Source organism: Bacillus sp. N6 (assembly GCF_052805735.1).
On sequence record NZ_CM127843.1, the window covers coordinates 3,456,605 to 3,472,247 of the forward strand.

The 15,643-nt window shown below is 33.8% G+C and carries 14 protein-coding genes, 1 pseudogene and 1 riboswitch; of the genes and pseudogenes, 5 read left to right on the plus strand and 10 right to left on the minus strand.

The genetic code is table 11. From position 1 onward, the window contains the following. The first annotated feature begins 257 nt into the window (after positions 1-257). Positions 258-611, plus strand: a complete 354-nt coding sequence (locus ACUXVC_RS17745) for a hypothetical protein (protein ID WP_016080730.1) — start codon at positions 258-260, stop codon at positions 609-611. 371 nt (positions 612-982) lie between these two features. Here the strand turns inward: ACUXVC_RS17745 and ACUXVC_RS17750 are convergent, their stop codons facing one another. After that, positions 983-1,423: a hypothetical protein gene (locus tag ACUXVC_RS17750; protein ID WP_000773517.1), complete on the minus strand. Its 441-nt coding sequence runs from the start codon at positions 1,421-1,423 to the stop codon at positions 983-985. Positions 1,424-2,038: 615 nt separating this feature from the next. Between ACUXVC_RS17750 and ACUXVC_RS17755 the strand changes: the two genes are divergently transcribed. Further along, positions 2,039-3,292, plus strand: coding sequence for a sensor histidine kinase (locus ACUXVC_RS17755; protein ID WP_098976800.1), 1,254 nt, complete (start codon positions 2,039-2,041; stop codon positions 3,290-3,292). Between the two features lie 378 nt (positions 3,293-3,670). Here ACUXVC_RS17755 and colA read toward each other — a convergent pair whose 3' ends face one another. Further along, complete coding sequence (gene colA, locus ACUXVC_RS17760; protein ID WP_446025795.1) at positions 3,671-6,586, minus strand: collagenase ColA; 2,916 nt, start codon at positions 6,584-6,586, stop codon at positions 3,671-3,673. A gap of 201 nt (positions 6,587-6,787) precedes the next feature. After that, entirely contained in the window at positions 6,788-7,465 is a 678-nt protein-coding gene (locus ACUXVC_RS17765) for an MgtC/SapB family protein (RefSeq protein WP_000109719.1), read from the minus strand. Positions 7,466-7,756: 291 nt separating this feature from the next. Here ACUXVC_RS17765 and ACUXVC_RS17770 point away from each other — a divergent pair. Continuing rightward, a pseudogene (locus ACUXVC_RS17770) lies at positions 7,757-8,275 on the plus strand (GNAT family N-acetyltransferase). A gap of 47 nt (positions 8,276-8,322) precedes the next feature. On the opposite strand, the gene ACUXVC_RS17775 reads toward ACUXVC_RS17770, so the two are convergent. From ACUXVC_RS17775 to ACUXVC_RS17795, 5 genes are all read right to left on the minus strand, one after another. After that, positions 8,323-9,231 (minus strand): VOC family protein, encoded by a 909-nt coding sequence (locus ACUXVC_RS17775; protein WP_446025796.1) that lies wholly within the window; start codon positions 9,229-9,231, stop codon positions 8,323-8,325. 75 nt (positions 9,232-9,306) lie between these two features. Continuing rightward, positions 9,307-10,098: an amino acid ABC transporter substrate-binding protein gene (locus tag ACUXVC_RS17780; RefSeq protein WP_029442990.1), complete on the minus strand. Its 792-nt coding sequence runs from the start codon at positions 10,096-10,098 to the stop codon at positions 9,307-9,309. An 11-nt stretch (positions 10,099-10,109) separates the two neighbouring features. Then, on the minus strand, positions 10,110-10,871 hold the full coding sequence (locus ACUXVC_RS17785; protein WP_446025797.1) for an amino acid ABC transporter ATP-binding protein: 762 nt from the start codon (positions 10,869-10,871) through the stop codon (positions 10,110-10,112). Positions 10,872-10,890: 19 nt separating this feature from the next. Continuing rightward, the gene (locus ACUXVC_RS17790) at positions 10,891-11,559 is read right to left on the minus strand and encodes an amino acid ABC transporter permease (RefSeq protein ID WP_000667177.1); all 669 of its coding nucleotides are present in this window, start codon (positions 11,557-11,559) and stop codon (positions 10,891-10,893) included. Between the two features lie 69 nt (positions 11,560-11,628). Beyond that, a riboswitch (SAM riboswitch) is annotated at positions 11,629-11,737 on the minus strand. A 228-nt stretch (positions 11,738-11,965) separates the two neighbouring features. Continuing rightward, the gene (locus ACUXVC_RS17795; protein ID WP_000488980.1) at positions 11,966-12,877 is read right to left on the minus strand and encodes a VanW family protein; all 912 of its coding nucleotides are present in this window, start codon (positions 12,875-12,877) and stop codon (positions 11,966-11,968) included. A gap of 429 nt (positions 12,878-13,306) precedes the next feature. On the opposite strand from ACUXVC_RS17795, the gene ACUXVC_RS17800 reads away from it, so the two are divergent. Continuing rightward, a complete protein-coding gene (locus ACUXVC_RS17800; protein ID WP_000283711.1) occupies positions 13,307-13,636 on the plus strand; it encodes a hypothetical protein in 330 nt (109 codons plus the stop codon). 115 nt (positions 13,637-13,751) lie between these two features. Next, positions 13,752-14,843 (plus strand): DUF3900 domain-containing protein, encoded by a 1,092-nt coding sequence (locus ACUXVC_RS17805; protein WP_088023553.1) that lies wholly within the window; start codon positions 13,752-13,754, stop codon positions 14,841-14,843. Positions 14,844-15,097: 254 nt separating this feature from the next. Here the strand turns inward: ACUXVC_RS17805 and ACUXVC_RS17810 are convergent, their stop codons facing one another. Together ACUXVC_RS17810 and ACUXVC_RS17815 are read right to left on the minus strand one after the other, a co-directional pair. Further along, positions 15,098-15,445 carry a hypothetical protein gene (locus tag ACUXVC_RS17810; protein ID WP_142947156.1) on the minus strand — a complete coding sequence of 116 codons (348 nt, stop codon included), beginning with the start codon at positions 15,443-15,445 and terminating at the stop codon, positions 15,098-15,100. A gap of 31 nt (positions 15,446-15,476) precedes the next feature. Next, on the minus strand, positions 15,477-15,638 hold the full coding sequence (locus tag ACUXVC_RS17815) for a hypothetical protein (RefSeq protein ID WP_098127216.1): 162 nt from the start codon (positions 15,636-15,638) through the stop codon (positions 15,477-15,479). Positions 15,639-15,643: the final 5 nt, after the last annotated feature.

The following is a 15,643-nucleotide window of genomic DNA, read 5'->3' on the forward strand; positions in this document are numbered from 1 at the left end:
CTTTTAATCTATTAATTCTCTATTACGCTCCTTCATTGAGATATAAGGGTGACTTCTCATTTAAAGAATAAAGTAAAACTTTATTCAGCTCGATCCCCATCTAACTTCTTTGCTTTCATTGAATTTGTGGGCGTGATTCTTACTGCCCACAAATAGCGGGATACATTATGCAATATTGCATTTGATAATCATTTTCAATGTAACTATAATGATTACAGGGTTACTGTTAATCCAATATTCTACATGGAGGTTTTATTATGTTTAAAAAAATTATTGTATCTTCTATGGCGCTTACTATGTTCGGTGGAGCTGCAACTATGCTAGAGGTACCTACTGCTCAAGCAGCTTCTTATAACTCAACATCATCCTCTTACTTTGACGTTACTCCTGAAGAGGCCGTGGCTTTCTATCAATCTCAAGACTATAAAAAATTAAAAGTATTTTTGGATGACTTTGAAGCTAGAAACCCTTATACTCCTGGTGGAGGCTACGCTCAAGGTAGTGTACGTATGCAAAAATTCAACGATGCTCTTAGAGATGCCAAATTAACAAATGTCTACCAAGAATTTATTAGAATCTCATACTACAATCATTATCCAGAACCAAAATAATAACAACGGATTAAATGTTTATTATTTCTATAACTTAGCCTAATTTTAAATGTATAACCTAAAAATAATTACTAAAACCACTCATATAAGGGTGGTTTTTCTATTTCCCCATATAATTTAGCGGAATGTTACATCACCTTTATTTTAATATATTTTATAGTAGACATTCTCTAGTTGACACAATCTAGTAGGTTAGCAATGGGAATATCAAAATATATTTATAATTATTTTCTGTTTAATAGCAAAAAACGAACACCCTCTCCCAATTAGATAAGGTGCTCGTTTTCATTTTTATCGGTAATTCTCAATTCAATTTAGCTTCTTTCCAATAAGTAAAGATTAAATTAACTTAAAAGCAAAGCGTTTTAAATTTAATTCATAGATCTTACTGAAACTTGGAATTGCCCCTTAGAACCATCATCATTTGAAACGTAAATTTTATATGTTCCATTCGGTAATGGAGATAAAGCATTCCGTACATTTGTAACATTAATTTGTTGTTCTCCAGGTTTTATATAACCACCAACAATTAGCTCTGTATTTGGACCTTTTACACTATATCCCATTGTATTTTGACCATTATTTTTCATAGAGAAGCTTAAGTCAGTACTCCCATCATATACGAAAGAAGTTTCAGCCTCGCCACTATAATCCATTGTTTGGGTTAATAATAAGTCTGCAGAAACATGTTCAACTACATGAATTGGATCATTCGTTTTGTGTACTTCTTCAGCATAAGTATTATTCCCTAACACACCAAGTGTTAATGCTGAAACTACTCCACAACTAAGCACTAGTTTATTTAACTTCATTTTAAGTTCCCCCTTGATGTTTGTATTCTATTACCATCATACATCCTTTTCCAAGTGCGTTTTTATGTAATAATTCATATCTATAAACCTATATATCTTAACTCTTCACCTTAATAGTTATTGAGAAACCCACATAGATAAAGTTACAATATTACGCTTCATAAAAAACATTTAAATTTTGAAGTCTTTTTCTAACAAAGTTTTATACGAGTAAGTACCAAAATACTCAAATAAATAGCATTTCTATTTCAGATAAAATGTACTAATAAAATTTTTCTAAAATTTCACTTTGTAATTTGATATATTCCATGTTAATATAACGAAGGCTACAAACAGGAGTCACCACGCATATCATTTTCACAGAATATTCATACTTAAAAACCTTATTTTATCAGTAACTTAATCCAAATTTTACCTATACAAAAGTTAGTTTATAATTTCATATGTACATAAATTTAAATAGATTTTTTCTATTTTCCTTATCAATTTTAATACGAGTAATATAACAGCACTTTTCAAGTACCCTTCCTTTTTTGATAAAAAGTCTACTAATACTAAACATCTTTGTCCAACTCATACATAATTCTACTTACAAACTATTGGAGATGCAAAACTATGGGAATTTCTACTCTTTTATTAAATACCTTTATTATAATAATTTGTATCCTTAGCTATCACGTATTCTGGCTAGAGTTTAAAGAAAAAATAACATGTAATAATATGTTATTTTCTATCCTTTCCTCCATTGCTATTATTTTTTGTATGACTTTTCCTTTTCATTTACATGTGGGATTTATTTATGATTTACGTTTTATTCCTATAATATTAGTTTTTCTATATGGAAATACAAAAAACATTGTTTTTATAGGAATTTTATATCTTTCTTATCGGTTTTACTTAGGCGGAAATGGCGTTCTTCCATCATTTATTATCTTCACTATTATTTTTGGTATAACAATGCTCTTTCGTTACTTATTACCTATGTATGTTAAAGAAAAAAAAGTATTATTAAGCTTACTCCTTATTTTAGTATGTACAACTTCACTTTCTATTTGCGGTATTATAACTCAAATACATACAGGAGGGAAAATAGACTCTACTCTCATAGAATTTTTATTAAATTACATAATCATTAATATTTTCACAGTATTATTATCAGTTTATTTAATAGAGGGAATGATCGAGAAATATAAAATGAAAGAAAAGCTACAACGGGCTGAAAAATTTTATATAGCTAGCGAACTAGCAGCGTCAATTGCACACGAAATCCACAATCCACTAACCACGGTACATGGATTCACTCAATTATTAAATGAAAAACATGCCTCTAAGCTATCTCAGGATCAATACTTAGAAATCATGTTAATTGAAATGCAGCAAATACAATCTACTATTAATAACTATTTATCTTTAACCAAACCACAGAACACCCTAAAAGAGAAAATAGATATTAATCACATTTTAAATCAGGTGAAAGATACTATTTCACCACTCGCTCTATCATACAAAATTGAAATCAAACAAAATAGTACAGATTCCTTTTATATAAATGGGGACCCCGAAAAATTCAAACTCTGTCTAAACAACATCATCCAAAACGGAATTGAGGCTATGAAAAATGGTGGATTATTACAAATAAATATACAAAAAGTAAAAGGAAATATCATAATTGATATTATTGATTCAGGAATTGGGATGTCATCTCAACAAATAAAACGAATTGCTTTGCCATTCTATTCAACAACAGAAAAAGGAACTGGGCTTGGTACTATGATTGCTTATAGTATTATTAGAGAATTAAACGGAGATATAGAGATAGAGAGTGAATTGGGTAAAGGGACACGCTTTTCTATTAGTATCCCTTGCTAATGTGATACAAATTTTCTGTTTAGTTAATTACATAAGCACATTTTAAGAATCCTGCTAGCTAACTTACTTATTAATTATCTTAAATTTATGTGCGTTAATTAAAAACAATAAGGATCAGAGCTTATCTATTGTTACAGATACACTCTAATCCTTTAGTTTAATTACATTAAACGCACTTAATATTTATAACTATTCTTACATCGTGATGAAAGAATAGTTCATCGACTTTATCTCATTTACTGATTAGATTTGTTTAATGTAAATATAACATCTCTCGGCACTTAATTTGTTATTATCATTATAGACATTTCCTACAATTGTTTTTCCATTAAAGTACAGACCTTGTGCCATTCATTGAAAAAGACAACTCCCTTTTTACTACTTTACTTCCACCGTATAATTCCCTGTTCCACCACTATACTGATACACATGTAAATAATACTTCCCTGGATACGTGTAGTAACTACCTACTAGTTTATTCCCTTGTTGCTGAGCATACGTAACATAATTATTTAAATCTGCTTCAGAATAAAGTACCCAGTTCATTCCGATATTATTTTCATTCGTTACGTTAATTTGAAGGTTTTTAGCAGTCTCCACATTAATTTCAAAGAAATCACTTGTATCGCCATCTCCTAAACTAGCACGTAAGACTTGATTTAACTGCAGTTTGTTTGCTGTTTGGAATGAGTTATTCGGTTCTTTTTCTACACTGTTATCTTCTTTCTTTTGAACAGTTACAGTCGCTATAGCAGTATTAGTTGCTCCTTTATCGTCTGTTACCGTTAATTTCGTTGTATACGTTCCTTCTTTTGTATATACGTGAGTTGGATTTTGCTCATTACTTACTGCTCCATCACCAAACTCCCATTTATACGAAGTAATTTTCCCGTCTTCATCTTTTGATCCGTCGCTTTTAAATGAAATTGCTTCATTTACATTTCCACTATACGGACCGTTTATAACTGCAACTGGTGCTTTATTCTCTGCACCTTCTTCTGTATTAATACCGTGGAACACAACATCATATTCAAATTGTCCTGATGCATTCACGCGATAATTTACGAAGTATGCTGTTACTGTTTTATAGCCTGTCCATTCCTTTGCACTTAAACGTTTTAACGTATCATTAACGTTTTGTGTAATTGTTTTCCAATCTTCATATTCTCCTTTTGCTGCGGTTCCTGTATATGTTCCTTGTAGTGTGAATGTATTAAAGAACTGTGATTTATTTTTCTTCACTGATACATTTTTCAATTTTGCTTCCGCTGTAATTTCTGCCGCAATATCTGAAACTGGCTTTGATGCATGATTCGCTAAATAATCGTCTGATACTAATGGCACATTATATTTCTCACGATTATCAACTAGCATTTGCATATAGTCTTGATATTCTTTATTTAAATTCACATCTTTACTTAATGTAGAGCGATATGCATCATATGCTGTTACATCATTTTTCCTAATAAGATCATGTATTTTATCGAACATATCATATCTCTTATTGTACATATAAGATTGTAAAGCAAAGGAATAATTATAGAAATCCCACGTTCCATACTTTGCATTTAACGTTCGCTCTGCCGTATAACGCTCCGCTGGGTTTGAAGATAATCCTCCTATAATACTCTTTCTCGGTACAACATTATCCGTTCTCGTTGCCCCTGCAAAAAATTCAGCATTCCCTTCTTCAAACCAAGATAATCTTTCATTTTCATATATTTTCCCTTGTCCCCATAACCCTGGTACTTCATATCTACCTTGTAAATAATGCGTGAACTCGTGTCTGAATAATTCTTCTAAACTATAAATACTTTCTTCTGGCGTACGCTCATAAGTAAAGAACGTACCTGTTCCTTCTATATAAAGACCACCGTTATTCGTTTCATAACCGTACAATTGACGATTAAATTGATATTCTGCTGGGCTATTATAAATAACCATCGTTAGTACATCATCAGGATTTCCTTTTTCTAAAGGTTGATCACTTTCAACCGTACGATGGAATTGTGCCTTGACTTCTTTTGCCGCCCAATATAAACGTTTTACTTTTTCTTCTGTCACTTTATCTCCAGCTTTTAAAACAATTGCCCCATCATCAAACGTATACGTTTTTGGCAAATATTTTTTCTTTCCATCTTCTCTTATTTGATCTAAATTCACCACTTTACCATTTGCATCTTTTCCGCCATAATTCGTTGCGATTTGCTCAGCAGCTACGAAATATTGCTCCCCTAAATACGGATAAATTTTCATCGCATCTGTTACAACTTGTAACCCTTTCGTTCCTGTACTATGGAACGTACCGAGTCTACCTGTATAATAAATGCCATTATTAATAAGCCAACCGTTTTTTGCTGTAATCGTTCCCATTAATGCAAAACGACTTAGTTCATTAATATAACTATCTATTTTCTGATACCATACTGTATCTTTCGGTGCTTTCCTCGTATCGTACAAATACGATTGAATGTCGTAATCAACACCTTGCATAATATCGTAAATAGCATTTCCAGCTGAAAGATTATCTACTAATGTAGAAAAATTATCATTATATTGTTTAAAAATTTTTGCAGCTGATGTTATCGTTTCCACATCACTCGAAGCGTTTCCTATTAACTTTCCGTATGATGATACCACTCTATTTTGCTCTAATGTACCCAGCTTGAAATTTGAATTGTTAGCTATCGCTTTTAATGCAGGTAAGCATTTATCATGATAACTCCGTTCATTTAATTTACTAAGTTCCGAATTATAAAATCCTAAATAAAATCCTGAACGTAATACCTCCACTAATGTCTCAATCCCTTTTGAATCATCCTTCGTATAGGCTTGTCCTTGCTGCTTCAATTTATCAATAATCGCCTGCATCCTACTATCATTTTGATAGAATGCTAGACTGTCTGTATTAAACTGAAATAGCCCCGTAATTTGCTCCCAATCAATTGTTACAAGTAAATCTACTAACTGCTGATTGCTTAATTGATTTAATTCAGCAATTGTATAAGTTTTCGCTACAGCTAATTGCTTACTTTCTTTTTTCACCTCAGGTGGTCTTTGTGATAAATCGGCAAATTGTAGCCTCTTCTCAAAAGACTTGCTTTCGAGCACTTTCGATGAATGAGCTAATTCTTGTACTGGTAGTTGTACACCGACTGGCTCCATTTTGAGCACATTTCGATAAGAAACTTGCTCTCCCTTAGTATCTTCTGCCAAACTGCCCCCTTGAAAACTCCCTAACATTAAACTAGCAAAACTTACCCCTACTAACATTTTCTTTGAATAGCCTTTCATACTCTCCCCTACCTTACATTTTTAGTGTCCCGCTCCATTATTTTACTATTTTTACTTTTTGTCCTGTATTGAGAAAAAATAAGGTAACGTTCACACATATATTCATTTCATGTAAAATTAACGCTTGACTTTCCGTGCATTTTAGATCAAAAAAGATAGATAATAGCAAAATTCCTGCTACATCTATCCTCGTTTTCAACACTATGATTTTAACTTTATAAACGTAACTTCCGGTAATGTTTGCATATGCTGAATAAACTCATTCTTTTCTTCTGACGATATATTTTTCAGTTGCATCCCTACCTTATAAACAGTTTCTGTACCTTGCTGTGAAGCTTCCACCTCATATGAGAGTATTGGGATGCCTTTCACTTGTAGTGTTTCTAATATTTGTTGTATCGCTTCATGTTTATTTACAAACATTTGCACTGTTATATTTTGTGGAAATAAAAATTGCACCTTAAAAATACGACTTACAATTTCTAAACCAATTAAAACGAGAATCGTCGCTCCAATGCCTACTACATACATTCCCGCTCCAATCGCTAATCCTATGCCGGCAGTAGCCCATAAACCAGCCGCGGTCGTTAATCCTTTCACCGCCTGTTTTTGAATAATAATTGTGCCTGCACCTAAAAAGCCAACTCCACTAACGACTTGTGCTGCAATACGACTTGGGTCTAGAGACATATGCTCTTCAAACACAATATCTGAAAAGGCATATTTCGAAACAACCATTATTAACGCACTTCCTACCGCTACGAGGAAATGAGTCTTTAATCCAGCTTCTTTCGATCGAATTTCTCTTTCAATACCAATCATTGCTCCTAACAAGCCAGCAACACCGATTCGTATAATAAAATCAAAATCTACACTCACGGGCACTTCCTCCTTTCATTCATTATAGATAGATAAAACAAAAATTATCACAAACATCCATTTATCGATACGAAAGAATACCACTAAAATAAACTTAATACTCCGACCGTTTTATGTTAATATTTTAAATATTAACATAAAATAAATAACTTCTAATTTTAAACCTCCACTAATTTTCTAAAAAAACAAAGGTGAATTACATGAAATTAGGTTGAGAAATTTTTAGAAAACGCTTTCATTTTGTGTCATAATTTTTTATAAAAACTACATAACTAAAGGAGCTTACTAACAATGAACGTCTCGTTACTTACACCTACTACTGATTAACAAGAAGAATACTTAGATTTCTATAACGAATGGAAAGATAGCGATGAAACAATGATCCCGTGGGTTATCTCAAAAAATCCTGCCAACTTCCCAGCTATGGTTCAAGAACTTCTCGATGCGCATAACGGAATAAATATCCCTGAAACTTGGGTACCAGATTCTACATATTGGCTCGTTACAGATAATAATAGAATTGTCGGAGCTGTTAATATACGTCATCGTTTAACTGAACATCTATTTAACGCTGGCGGTCATATTGGTTATGGCATTCGCCCTTCTGAAAGAAGAAAAGGTTATGCTACGAAATTACTAGCATTATCATTAGAAAAAACGAAGGAATTAAACATCACGAAAGTACTTGTCGTTTGCGACGCAGTGAATACCGCTTCTGAAAAAACGATTTTACATAACGGCGGGCTTCGTGATGATGATTTCACTGAGGAAGATGGGATTATAGTAAGAAGATATTGGATTGAGCTATGAATGATCATAAAGAAGCGAGAAAGTGATTATACACTTTCTCGCTTCTTTTACACTGTTTCTATTTCAAACTGCACTGTAATACCACTTGGATCTACCACCGCAAACCCATTTGTAGTTTCATTTATTTCATGTTGTTTTTCTATTAATCTTTCTTTCACTTCATCTAACGCTTCTTTATGCGGTAGTACAATCGCATATACCTTTAGTCCAGTTGCATGTACTGGTGGGTGTGGATTTTTTACTCCGTTCCACGTATTTGCACCAATATGGTGATGATATCCCCCTGCTGAAATAAATAAGCAATCCTCTTCACGCTGTTGTACTTCAAAACCTACTGTTTCCACATAAAATTCATGTGATTTCTCTACATCAGCTATTCGTAAATGTACGTGCCCAACGACAGTATTAGCAGGCAAACCAGCAAACTCATAATCAACGAGTGTTGCCAATTCTTTTAAATCAAGTGGTGCACTTCCTCCTGGCCCTTCTCCCCATTGATCGCGCGGACGGTCTGCATAAATTTCAATACCATTCCCCTCTAAATCTTGCAAATAAAAAGCTTCGCTATATGTATGATCACTTGCACTATTAAACCTTGAAATTGGTAAAATTTCATTTGAATATGTATAACGCCCTTCTTGCTCAGCCGGGCTGTCAATTACATTCTTATTACGAAGAACCCCAAATAGCGCAGAAGCAAAAGCTTCACGAGTCGGAACTAAAAAGGCTACATGATATATACCAGTCGTACGCGGTTCTTGCAGTACCCCGTCCTCTAATTTTTCAAGAACAAGTAACGCGTTCTTTCCACCTTTTCCAGATAAATATGCTTTATTTCCCTCTTGCTTAATTACCTCTAAGCCTACAACATTTTCATAAAAAGCAATTTGACGCTCTAAATCTTTCACTTTAAATTCAACATGACCAATACGTGTTTTCCGATGAATTTGTACCATGAATAACTTCCTCTCTAGTTTCCTTTAATTTTTTATATCAGTTGATAGGCGATAACTCCATTCAACGAATACACCTTAATTTTGTTTTTTCGTAGCATCAACTTTTAGCCATTTTTTTGATATATCACTTAATGTGCCATCTTGCTCTAATTCTTTCAACGCTTTATTTATATCTTCTAACTTTTCACTCTTTTTTGCAAATGGAAATGCAATCTCTCCCCATTCAAGTGGACCAAATCCTATTTTGACGTTGTCCAATTTCGCCTTTGTTATAGTTGTTTCTACTTGAACTTTATCATTATAATAGGCATCGACGCGTCCAAGTCCTACTTCATTCAATTCCGCTGTCGGATCCTCTGAGAACGTTTTAATTGTAAAAGCATTATTTTTATTTAATGCTTTTAATTCTTGCTCTCCAGCTGTACCAAGCCCGACACCTACAGTCTTACCTTTTAAATCTTCTAGCGATTTAATGGTATGATTATCTTTCTTCACCGCGAATACAGAACCAGAATACACGTACGGAATTGAAAAATCATATTTCTTTTTTCTTTCCGGAGAAACTGATAGTTCATTTGCAATTGTATCAATTCGTCCTGAATCTAATAAGCCAAATAATCCCTCAAAATCAGAAACATTCCATTCTACTTTATACCCAGCCTTTTTAGCAGCCGCTTCAATAATTTCAGCATCAAAGCCTTTTACTTTCTCACCCTCTTTAAAAATAAATGGACTACGACCTGCAGATGTCCCAACTTTTACTACTTTTTCATTTGTTGTTTCGCTTGCTGTATTTGAACCACAAGCTGATAAAACTCCAACTGATACTGTTAATGCTAATGTTAGTAATAATGATGATTTCCTCACAATTCTTCCTCCTAAATAACGAAATGATTGCCTTCTTCTGAAGCATTCAATTGTCGTAAAAACTTTTTCGTACGTTCATTTTGTGGGTTTCGGAAAATTTCTTCTGGTGTTCCCTGCTCTACAATAATGCCATCAGCCATAAATATAACGCGATCCGCCACCTCTTTTGCAAAATTCATTTCATGTGTAACAACAACCATCGTTATGTGCTGTCTTGCCAAGTCTTTAATAACTTGCAATACCTCATTCACCAATTCTGGATCAAGTGCGGAAGTCGGTTCATCAAACAATAATACTGCGGGATTTAAAGCCATTGCCCTAGCAATCCCTATCCTTTGCTGTTGCCCTCCTGATAACATTGTTGGATAAAAATCTTCTTTATCAGCTAAGCCTACTTGTTTTAATATTTTTCTCGATATTCCCTTTCCCTCTTCTTCACTTTTTTTCTGTACAACCGTTAATGCCGTTGTAATATTTTGCAATGCTGTTTTATTTTTAAATAAATTATAATTTTGAAAAACCATTGCCGTTTTTTGACGCAATTGTATTATTTCTTTTTTATAAAGTCTCTTCGCATGAATCTCTAAATCTTCAATTCTAATACTGCCATCATTCGGTTGTTCTAATAAGTTTAAACACCTTAATAATGTCGATTTACCCGAACCAGAAGGTCCAATAATGACTACTACTTCTCCCTTATTTACAGTAAGTGAAATCCCTTTTAGTACTTCATTATGTTTGTAAGACTTATACAAATCTCTTATCTCAATCATATATATCACCTCATTTCTGTTACAAATATGGTGCATCAAGTTTCTTTTCTAACTTTTTCTGTCCCCAGCTAATTACGATTGTAATAATCCAATATACTATCGCTACCGCTAAATAACTTTCCATATAACGATATGATTGTGCCGCTAGCATTTTCGCTTGTGCTAAAATTTCAGCCACCCCAAGTGCAAAAGATAACGAAGATTCTTTTAACAATCCAACAAAATTATTTCCAAGTGACGGTACTGCGACACGAATAGCTTGCGGAAAAATAATTTGTCGCATCGCTTGCGCCTTTGTCATTCCAACTGATAAACAGGCATCCATTTGCCCTGATTCCACAGCATTTAATGAACCTCGAATAATCTCTGATAAATAAGCAGCATTATTTAAACTTAGGCCAATTAAAGTTGCTTGCATAGCTGTAAGCACTGTAAATGTCGGAAAGATTTGTGGTAATCCGAAATATAAAACAAACAATTGAACTAATAACGGGGTTCCTCTAAAGAAAGAGATATACACTCTTGCAATTGAATATAAATATTTCGTTTTATTTTTCGTTATGATCGCCAAGCCGATCCCTATAACGAAGGAAATAATCATTGAAACTACAGTAATCCCTAAAGTTATGTATACATATTTAAATAATTGCGGAAAACTTTCTAAAAAATACGTTACATCAAACTTCACTCTATCCCCCCTCTCTAAACAAAAAACTCTTCTTACGCATATAAGAAGAGTTAAATGTGAATCCATTTCTCCTCATCTTTCAAACGCCTATTGCGTTCGCTGGAGTTAGCACAGTACTTTGATACAGCCTGTTGCTGAGATTTCATCGGGCCAGTCCCTCCATCTCTCTTGATAAGAAAACCAATAAATTTTTCCATTTATTTAGTTGTTATTATGAAGAATACACCCCATTACTAATAATGTCAATAAGAAAACTATGAATTAAATTTAATGCTTTTTTAGACTGTCTTACTCCTATTAAATTTCCTCCTGTTCATTATATCTTGAGGTGTAATATTGATTGCACAAAAAAGCCATTAATTCTATCAAACTTAGAAATAATGGCTTTTTTATAAAGGTATTATACTTATCTCATTTTATGTACTTCAGCAACTAGCTTTCCACCCTGAATGCCCATATAAAGCTTCACAGGTGCATCATTCGTATTTTCAAATACTAAATCTAAATATGGATATGCAATTGTAGCATCTCTTCCTTGTGGAACATAACCTACCGTTTTAGAATGTGTAGTTCTCTCCACCATTTTCAGGCCAGCTTGATCTGCTGCATTGTATAAAGTTGAAGATGTTTGACAAACACCACCGCCATATCCATCTACTAATTTACCATCAACTATTTCTTTCCCTAATTGATATCCTTTATCTGGTGTTGTATCACCGATTAATGAATTAAAAGAGAAACGGTCTCCTTTTGCTAACACAACTCCATTTATGCTCGCTGCTGACAAACGAATATTCTCAATACGGCCACCTGTTGAACCACCTAAGTTCGTTTCATATCTACCAATTACCGTACCATTTCCTTGCGCATCACTTAATGTTGCGACTGGTTTTTTCTCCACGATCGGCAACTGATACGTAGCATCCCACATACCAACATTTAACAATTTATCTACTAATTCTTTTTCCATTAATTCATAAGAAGGTTTTCCTTCTTGCCAACTTCCATCAGGTGCTATACGTGAAGGAACCATTTTTTTGTCGACGCTTTTTCCAACCTCACCAACAACCTTTGTTACAGACTTTTTAAATTTCGCTTCATCTTCAAAATAGCCTAAACCAGATAAATCTAATTTTTTCACTTCAGTACCAGTTCGACCATCAACTAAACTAATAGTATCTTGCACTTCTGCTTTAGCCTCTACAGTGTGCCCACCAATATCACTTACCAATGCAACATCACTTACTTTTGCACCACAGCCACTCACTACAGCTACACATAACACCCCAACTAATATACCCTTTACTTTACGGAACAATATACTCTCTCCCTTTCCCCAACATCACTATTATGTATTTATTTCATTTTTATGTATGTTTTGTTACAATCATTTTACAATATGTTTATAAAATGTTACAAGTTATTTTTCACTCTATATAAATTACTCTTTTCTTTTATAAATGTCTATACATATTTACATAAAAGTTTGAGTTTGATAGAATTGTAACTTTTATGTAAACTCTCTCTTTTATCCAGTATATACCATCAGGCAAAAGAAATACAAATCAAAAACCCTCAAGCTATTTTTTATAAAGTGAAACTTTAATCAGTGGGGTCTTACTGCCCGTTAATGCGGGATAAAGAAAAATCCCGTCAACATAAATAGGTATTTGCCGTGCCACCGCTCCGCTTTTGCACATACATTATGGTGAATTCAACCTATTTTAAAGAAATGGAGGATGTTATTATGTATCCCTACAATCCATATGATCCATATAATCAATATGCGTACCAACAACCACAGTATGACTTACAAGCACAATATCAATCTTATATAGATCAAGCAGAGCAAACGAATCCATATGACCAAAATAGACAATTCCAACTTCCAATCTCTTTTCCTGGCACTGGAAATCGTCAATTAGAAAGACGCGTAAATGAGCTTGAACAAAGAGTACGTCAACTAGAAAATACAGTTGAGCGCCATACACGTAGACTAAACCGCTTAAACCAACGTTTACGTACAGTAGAAAACAGACTAAACATTCCATTCGCAGCATTAGAAGACGGATTTTAATCGAGAAAATAAAAATTATATAAGGAAGGGGCTCCCCCTTCCTTATATAAATTGACGAAAGTTTTTTCCATCTCTATACTGATAAGAGTTAATGAAATGAAACAAGGTGATAAATATGGATTTTGAAATAAATTATCTTTCCTTTTATGTTGTACAAGTAGAAGGAAAAGGTGAAGCAGTTGATAAACGCTACAAACATTTTCAAACTTTAGACGCTGAAGAATATGAAGATAGCTCCTTAAAAGAATTTTTGAATGGTGAATTATTAAAAATATCGAAGCGAAAAGTAGAACGTCATGCAAAAACAGAACAAGCCCCAACAAAAATTGGTCGCTTTATTGTAGAGGAAGGGCACGAACTTGATTCAAACCCTCATTACAACCTTTTTAATCGTATTCGCTTTGCAGAAACAAAGGACAACTTTAAAGATATGAGCGAACCTCTCGTTTATACATATCTTGACACAAGCGCTGTACGCGGTGGTGTATTTTTAATTGCTCAGGCAAAACTACGCAAATACTTTGATGACCCATTCGTATTCGTAATGAAATGCGACTTCGAACCAAAGGTTGCTTCTATTTCTGATGAATCCACACTGATTCGTAACGTTGAAATGGCCATCACAACAAAGAATATGAAATCTATCCAATACCCATACATGCCTGAAGAAGGTATGGTTGAAGTAGGCGAACTAAAAATACACCAAGCATCACATGCCCGCTACTTTGAAGACTTCTTAAAATTCGTCGAATATGAACGCTCTATGCCTGAAATTATGAAAACACAAGTAATGGACATGGTATACGACCAAATTGAAGATGTATTTGAAGAAGGTACGGAAGAACGCGAACAATTCGACCAAGCGATGGAAGTATGGGCTGCCAGTCCGAAACGCGAAATTATGGAACAATTTTCAACCGAAGAAGTAATGGAAGCTACCGCTCAAATCGTCGAGCACGCTCCTGAAGTGGAATTAAAACTAAAAGCAGATCATATCTCTGTGAAGGCTTTGCTTGCTGATTTCGGGGATCAAATACATATTGCGAAGGTAAATGATCGATACGTATTAATGATTGAGGCTGATACACTTACATTTGAGAAGGGCTTCTCTCCAATTGAGTTTCTGAAGCCAGATGAGCTGCAAGATGTGATTGAGCGGATTGAGAATAAGCAACAGTATTCGTATGATCCGAGCGGTATTGAATAAATACTTCCATATAATTATTTTTTACTGAGCGCTTTTAACAAGCGCTCTTTTATTTTGAGCTTAGTTGATGTTTATATTAAAAAACGATTCTTAATAGAATCGTTTTTCCTGATTTATAACAAAAATATGCTTATTTTTAAAAATTATTATTGATCCAAGATATCAATTGTCGCAGAATCAAGTAAATTCCTTCCTTGTTGTACAAGCGTATTTCCATTAGAGTAGTCACTATGTATGTTGGTAAAATGAAAACTTCACTTCACTACCTCAAATTTATTATACTCGTAAAAAGATAATTGAAAACGATATTCCGGATGCTCTCTCACCCAATCGTAGGCTTCTTCTAAAATTTCTATTTTGTTTTGTAGGTCATTAAGTTCACTACATTTGTCCTTTTTCTGTTTGCACAGAGGGCAGAATCCATTTAATATGTCGGCACTTGTCGCCCTAATAGTTTTACTTTTTAAGTCAACTACTAAACGAAGAAGAAGAGAATGCTCAGCTTTTGTAGTCACCGTCATTTCAGCAACCCCATCCTCATTCCAAAAGACACCGTTTAATTCCATCTGTACGGTGACGTCTTTAATATCCAAGTCTATCACTATCACACCTCCCTTGTATAAAACTCATATTTTACTCTTCGATTTTAATCTTTAATACACCACGCTTTAAAGATATATTAAGCTTTTTCCAATTCTTATTCTTTGCTATGAAAGGAAGTATAATTACTGCTGATAGCGTGGCAAATATTATCCCCAAAACTAAAACTGTTACAATGTTAAAGATTGCTTCCATTTAAC

Bases quoted from the DNA above. Each gene is read 5' to 3' on its own strand.
- ACUXVC_RS17745 (WP_016080730.1), top strand. From the start codon at position 258: ATGTTTAAAAAAATTATTGTATCTTCTATGGCGCTTACTATGTTCGGT.
- ACUXVC_RS17750 (WP_000773517.1), bottom strand. From the start codon at position 1,423: ATGAAGTTAAATAAACTAGTGCTTAGTTGTGGAGTAGTTTCAGCATTA.
- ACUXVC_RS17755 (WP_098976800.1), top strand. From the start codon at position 2,039: ATGGGAATTTCTACTCTTTTATTAAATACCTTTATTATAATAATTTGT.
- colA (WP_446025795.1), bottom strand. From the start codon at position 6,586: ATGAAAGGCTATTCAAAGAAAATGTTAGTAGGGGTAAGTTTTGCTAGT.
- ACUXVC_RS17775 (WP_446025796.1), bottom strand. From the start codon at position 9,231: ATGGTACAAATTCATCGGAAAACACGTATTGGTCATGTTGAATTTAAA.
- ACUXVC_RS17785 (WP_446025797.1), bottom strand. From the start codon at position 10,871: ATGATTGAGATAAGAGATTTGTATAAGTCTTACAAACATAATGAAGTA.
- ACUXVC_RS17800 (WP_000283711.1), top strand. From the start codon at position 13,307: ATGTATCCCTACAATCCATATGATCCATATAATCAATATGCGTACCAA.
- ACUXVC_RS17805 (WP_088023553.1), top strand. From the start codon at position 13,752: ATGGATTTTGAAATAAATTATCTTTCCTTTTATGTTGTACAAGTAGAA.
- ACUXVC_RS17815 (WP_098127216.1), bottom strand. From the start codon at position 15,638: ATGGAAGCAATCTTTAACATTGTAACAGTTTTAGTTTTGGGGATAATA.